At 54.2% G+C, this 6,202-nt stretch carries 5 protein-coding genes; 4 read left to right on the forward strand and 1 reads right to left on the reverse strand.

The features are described from left to right. Window positions 1-583: TetR/AcrR family transcriptional regulator (locus ACX5KA_RS19605; RefSeq protein ID WP_458732003.1), on the reverse strand; the 583-nt coding region annotated here is incomplete at its 3' end. 320 nt (window positions 584-903) lie between these two features. Here ACX5KA_RS19605 and ACX5KA_RS19610 point away from each other — a divergent pair. The 4 genes from ACX5KA_RS19610 to ACX5KA_RS19625 all read left to right on the forward strand — a co-directional run. After that, the gene (locus ACX5KA_RS19610; RefSeq protein ID WP_458732004.1) at window positions 904-3,219 is read left to right on the forward strand and encodes a TonB-dependent receptor; all 2,316 of its coding nucleotides are present in this window, start codon (window positions 904-906) and stop codon (window positions 3,217-3,219) included. Window positions 3,220-3,243: 24 nt separating this feature from the next. Continuing rightward, window positions 3,244-4,563, forward strand: coding sequence for a metallophosphoesterase family protein (locus ACX5KA_RS19615; RefSeq protein WP_239241799.1), 1,320 nt, complete (start codon window positions 3,244-3,246; stop codon window positions 4,561-4,563). Next, window positions 4,556-4,732, forward strand: a complete 177-nt coding sequence (locus ACX5KA_RS19620; protein WP_353743853.1) for a DUF6880 family protein — start codon at window positions 4,556-4,558, stop codon at window positions 4,730-4,732. Before ACX5KA_RS19615 ends, ACX5KA_RS19620 begins: the two co-directional genes overlap by 8 nt. A gap of 422 nt (window positions 4,733-5,154) precedes the next feature. Beyond that, window positions 5,155-6,202 (forward strand): transposase (locus tag ACX5KA_RS19625; RefSeq protein WP_458732005.1); only part of this gene is annotated, 1,048 nt, incomplete at its 3' end.

A 6,202-nucleotide genomic window follows, 5' to 3' on the forward strand; every position in this document is an offset into this window, starting at 1 on the left:
AGTACATAGCGTTAATATTTCTTATACTCCCGACAATGCTATCGACTATACCGCTGATTTCCCGATCGCTCAGTTCTCTCTTGACGACGCTGGTGTGATAATGGAGCGCTCCTGCAAGAGTATCCTCGACAAACGCAAGCACTTCCCGGCTCGGCGTAAATGCGCTGATTCGCTTCAAGGGCTGATACAGCTTTTCACTGAACTGGCGACGATACTGATGCCTTATCGCAGCCAACTCGGGGTTTCGAGGCACCACCTCGAGTATCTTCACCATGGCCTGGCCTGGTGTTCCCGTAAGAAATCTGACAATACGCCCGGTGTAGTCAATGAGCACTTCGCGGGGGTCATCATCGGGGCCCATGGCAGGCAGATCATCGTGGTACATATCCTGGAATAAACTCAGAATCAGTTCCCGCTTACTACTGTAGCGCCGATATACGGTATTTCTACCGCATCCCGCGCTGGCGATGACGTCGTCCATGGTAAGGCTGTCGTAGCCTTTTTCCGCCAGCAACTCCCAAGCCGCTGCCTTGATGGCATCGCCAACCCCGGCGCTGCGTGGGCGTCCTCTAGACTGTGTCACTTTCGGGCACTCCTTTCACTTCCCGTCGAGTCATACGAATGACACTTCTTTCCAATATCATCACGTATCGTCAGAGACTCACTCTCAGGGCCTGTTCACACGAAGTCGAGGCTCAAGTTTATGACAATTCCACAATGAAGTCCCGACTGGCCAGACCGGATATTACGCCGCTGGTCCAGTGTCGCCTTCGGGACAATCCGGAAAGCCTGTTTCTTTCATGTTGTCATATTTCCTTCAAACTTCTGCAATCCAATAACGATACTATATCGCATCGTTATTGGATGCCCCCCCTTTTTTTTACTCACAACGAGGTCACAACCATGAAAAACTTGAAATGGCTCCCCGGCCCCCTGGGGTTTGCCCTTTCCGCAACAGCACTTGCCGCTACCGGTGAGCCCTCAAACACGAACACCAGTAATATAACGGAGGTGATTGTAGTAACTGCTCAGAAGAGAGAACAGGAGATCACCGATGTTCCCATGGCAATGAGCGCCTACAGCGGCGAGTTTCTGGAGAAAATCGGCGGCTCCGAGCTGAACAGGGTCGCTGAACTTACTCCCGGGTTCGTGATGCAGCTTCAGGATAGGTTCCGTCCAGGGTTTTCCATACGGGGCATCACTACCGATGATCTCAACCCGGAGAGCGAACTTCGGGTCGCGATTTTCCAGGACGGCGTGGCCGTTACCCATGCCAACGCCTCTTATGGCGAGCTTTTCGATATAGACCGCATCGAAGTCGAAAAGGGGCCTCAATCCACATTGCACGGCAGATCCGCACTGAATGGCGGCGTCTCCATCTTCCAGAAGAAGCCTTTATTCGAACAGGTGTTCGAAGTCAAAGGTGGCTTGGGAGAATATGGTTATCAGCATGTTCAGGCTGTTGCCAATACACCCTTGTCGGATACTATGGCTGTCAGGTTTGGCGCATTGACGAAGGAGAAGGACGGTTTCGTGGAAGACAGCGACGGTTCGGGCAGTTTTAACGCCGTGAACGCCGAGGCCTACCGCCTGGGCGTACTTTGGGAACCAAGCGACGATCTACGCTTTCATCTTTCCACCACCTACGATCTCGATGACACCAGCGGCGGCGTACCCTTTAAATCAGGCACGTTTCTGCCGCTGGACCAGAGCACCGGCAAGGTGATCGGCGATCTGGATTTCTGGACTCCCACTCACCTTGAAACCTTTGGGGAGCTGCCAAAATCCTATTTTGAGCGTGAAATCAGGGGAGTAAGCGGAACCACTGAATACACCATTAGCGACCGGTTTACCCTCACATCAATCACCGGCTATCGATGGTTTGAATCGTGCCAGGCCGGCGACAACGACGGTACTCCCACCAATATCATCGCCTACGAACAGTGTGCCTCTGGAGAACAACTCTCCGAGGAAGTACGTGTAAACTTCACCGACATTGGTCCATTTAACGGTTTTGTTGGCGTTGGCGTGTTCGATGCCCAGAACGATATGAGCTTGGACATGGGATATGATGAGCGCGCCATGTCACTTCTGCTGACTGGCCAACTCCAGGCGTTTGCGCCCCGCGGGCTAACAAACGCGGAGATTAACAGCATGCTGGGTGACTCAGCGAACTCTCTGAAAGCATTTCACCTGGATCGACAGGTCCGCCATGCGGATATCAGAACCTATGACCTCTTTGCCGATGTCACCTCGAACCTCACCGATAATCTGGAGATTTTCATTGGGGGACGTATGACATGGGACAAGAAAGAGGTTTCGCTCCAGGGTACGACACCCTATGGCGTAAGCAGCCTGACCGGGAGCGGATTACTGTTAGGTCCCACACCAGGCAATCAAAAGTACAGCGACTCGAACAGTTCCTCTACAGCCACAGGCAGGGTCGGGCTTCGGTATGAAATTACACCCAACCTGAACTGGTATGCCGTTTACGGCCTGGGCAAACGCCCGGAAGTCGTTACCGTGAATACTAATGGCACCTCTTCACTTATCCCGACAGAGGAGCTGACGTCCATGGAGACTGGCATAAAGTTCCAGCTGCTGGATGGCCGTGTCGTCGGTGACAGCTCCATTTACTATTACGAATATGAAAACTTCCAGACCCTCGCGGCAGTCGAGGGACGACTCGTCACCGTCAACGCCGGCGAGGCGGACTCAACCGGATTTGAAGCCCAGGTTAATTACCTGGCCACTGACAGTTTGAGTTTGTTTGGCAGCTACGGCTACAACAAGGCCAGATTGCGTACCGGCGCATACAAGGACAACAGCTTCCGTAACAGCCCGGATCACATGTTTTCTGTCGGTGCCAGCTTCGAGTGGCCGCTGCAAACCGGTGTCATTGCGTTCTCACCGGTTTACAGCTGGCAGTCAAAAATGTTCTTTTTTGACGACAATGACAAAGCAATTCTTCAGCAGCGAACCCCCGCAGCATTCTCCGACACCAAGGTCGACGAATTCCAGGGTGCCTTCGGACTGTTCAGCGCCCGCCTGTCATACACCAGTGCGGATGAAGCCTGGATGGTGGCTATTGTCGGCGACAACCTGACTGACGAAAAGTACATCGTCGATGCAGGCAACATGGGTGATTATTTCGGCATTCCAACCTTTATCGCCGGCAGTCGCCAGAATGTCCGCGCCGAGTTCACTGTCAATTTCTGATCAACCCCAAAACGGAGCAATTTCATGAATATGATCAATGCCTCGCTCAAGAGCGGGATTCTTGCCTCATTTATCGCGGTATCCACCGCCGCACCCCTGTCTCTGGCGGCTTCACCGGATGATAAAACGTTCACCATCGCGGTGATTCCGGATACCCAGAACTACCTGGACTATACCCACCAGAAAGCTGAAGGGTTTCCCTTCGATGCCAACAAGCTCTTCATAGAACAGATGCAGTACATCGCGGACAACCTGGAAAGCCAGGGCGGTGACATCGCTTTCGTCACCTCCCTCGGGGATGTCTGGCAACACCAGACCTTGTCCATGGACGAAGATCACAAGGCGCGGGGATTCAAGATTGCGCCTAACCCCATTGTGGATAGCCACTTCGCTCCCACGGAAAAGGCCAAAACCGTTGAAATGCCCAAGGCCCATGAAGGCTTTTCCCTGATTGCGGGCAAAGTACCGTTTTCGGTAGCACCGGGAAATCATGACTACGACGCCATGTGGACAGATGCCAATCATCCTCCGTCTGCCAATCCCGACCCCCACGATCTAGCTACTTTGGGCATGCTGCATCCCGGAGGCCTGGACAATTTCCGGTCTGTCTTCGGCGCTAATTCGGTATTTTTCAAGGACAAACCCTGGTACGTGGAGTACAACGATGGCGGCGCCGACAGCGCTCAAATATTCGAGGCGGGAGGCTACAGGTTCCTCCATATCGCTCTCCAGTTCGATGCCCCCAACGCGTCGCTGGAATGGGCCGCCGGCGTGGTGGAGAAACACCCGGGCCTGCCAACCATTGTGTCCACGCACGACTACCTCAACACCGACGGTGAACGAAAGGCCAATCCGGTGATTGATGGTCATGTGGTGGATCCCATTCACAATAACCCCGAAATGGTATGGCAAAAGTTTATTAGCCAGCACGACCAGATTTTCCTGGTGCTTTGCGGCCATCAACTCGGCCAGGCGACCCGCATGGATAGCAATGCCCATGGCAATCCGGTCTGGCAATTACTTTCCGACTACCAGAGTCGGGCCCAAACCGCCATTGACGCCGGCGGCAAGGTCGAATCAGGCCTGGGAATCGGCATAGGAGATGGATGGATGCGCTTCATGGAGTTTGATATGAGCGGTAAGGACCCGGTCGTCCATGTCAGGACGTACTCCACCCATTACGATGTTCAAAGTACCGATCACAAGGAGTACGCGGAATGGTACAAGGATCACGAGCAACCCCATATGACCGAGGCCCAGTTTCGCTCCGGAGATGATTTCAAGCTGAAACTCAACGGCTTTTCCAAGCGTTTTGCCACCAAAGCTGCTCTCGTAAATCAATAATACTTCAGGACAGCACTCCGCCCTCGGGCGGAGTGCTTTTCCTCTTCAGCAGCTGGAAGCGCTGGCCGGGCGAATCAAGGTGTTCGACCCTCTGCTGGAGCATCACGCATTCGTGCAACAATTGCAGTCAGCGCATGGGCGTAAAAGCAGTTTTTGGGCACGCCTGTAGACTTGATGTAGTATTAAAGCCCGCTAATCGAGCATGAGTCTCATACGGATGCTCGGGTCGAAAGGGAATCCCCAGGCGAGTAACCTGTTTGCGGTGATCCATTAGCTGCAGGAGCAGAAGAGCATACATCTGGAAGCAAAGCCAGGAAAGCGGCCTATGGAGCTGTGCGGCAGCGCTCAGTAGGCAATTTTTCAAAATATTGTTAAGCCTTTTCTGAGCATGGTATTTTTCATGGTATTACCAATTAGCAGGAAAATAAGCCATTGAATATAAAAGATAAAAATGTCTTGTTTACAATAGAGTGGGAGTGACGGGCACTGGCTGGCAATGTCTAGCAACGGCAGGCATTTCGGCTGAGGGTAAAAGAACTTTCCGCTAAGCGATAGACTGTATGTAAACACAGTATTGCAAGGACGCGGAACATGCCTCATGTGGCGGCCAGGACGGCCAGGACGGCCAGCCGGGATCGGGATACTGGTCGTTACCAGAGCCACCGACCCGAGCAAACCCTTCTCTATCAGATCGTTGACGAGTATTACCCGGCATTCGCTGCGCTTATGGCAGAGCAGGGAAAGGAATTGCCGGGCTATGTGCAACGGGAATTTGAAGAATTTCTCCAATGCGGGCGGCTGGAGCATGGCTTTCTACGGGTTCGCTGCGAGTCTTGCCACGCCGAGCACCTGGTCGCTTTCAGCTGTAAGCGTCGCGGTTTCTGCCCGAGCTGTGGGGCGCGGCGGATGGCCGAAAGTGCCGCCTTGCTGGTTGATGAAGTACTGCCTGAACAACCCATGCGTCAGTGGGTGTTGAGTTTCCCGTTTCAGCTGCGTTTCCTGTTTGCCAGCCGGCCCGAGATCATGGGGCGGGTGCTGGGCATCGTTTACCGCGTCATTGCCACGCACCTGGTCAAGAAAGCGGGCCATACCCACCAAGTGGCCAAGACGGGCGCGGTCACCCTGATCCAGCGTTTTGGATCGGCGCTCAATCTGAATGTTCACTTCCACATGCTGTTTCTCGACGGTGTGTATGTCGAGCAATCCCACGGCTCAGCGCGTTTCCGCTGGGTCAAGGCGCCGACCAGCCCAGAGCTCACCCAGCTGACGCACACCATCGCCCACCGGGTGGGTCGCTATCTGGAACGGCAAGGCCTGCTGGAACGGGATGTCGAAAACAGCTATCTGGCCTCGGATGCGGTGGATGACGACCCGATGACACCCCTGCTGGGGCACTCGATCACTTACCGTATCGCTGTCGGTTCACAGGCGGGGCGAAAGGTGTTCACTTTGCAAACTCTGCCGACCAGTGGTGATCCGTTCGGTGACGGGATTGGCAAGGTAGCCGGGTTCAGCCTGCACGCCGGCGTGGCGGCCAGGGCCGATGAACGCAAGAAGCTCGAACGGCTGTGCCGGTACATCAGCCGCCCGGCGGTATCCGAGAAGCGGCTATTACGGATCCGGCTGTTATCCATAAGAT

The sequence above is a fragment of the Alteromonas alvinellae genome (genome assembly GCF_902705805.1).

Bases quoted from the DNA above. Each gene is read 5' to 3' on its own strand.
- ACX5KA_RS19610 (WP_458732004.1), top strand. From the start codon at position 904: ATGAAAAACTTGAAATGGCTCCCCGGCCCCCTGGGGTTTGCCCTTTCC.
- ACX5KA_RS19615 (WP_239241799.1), top strand. From the start codon at position 3,244: ATGAATATGATCAATGCCTCGCTCAAGAGCGGGATTCTTGCCTCATTT.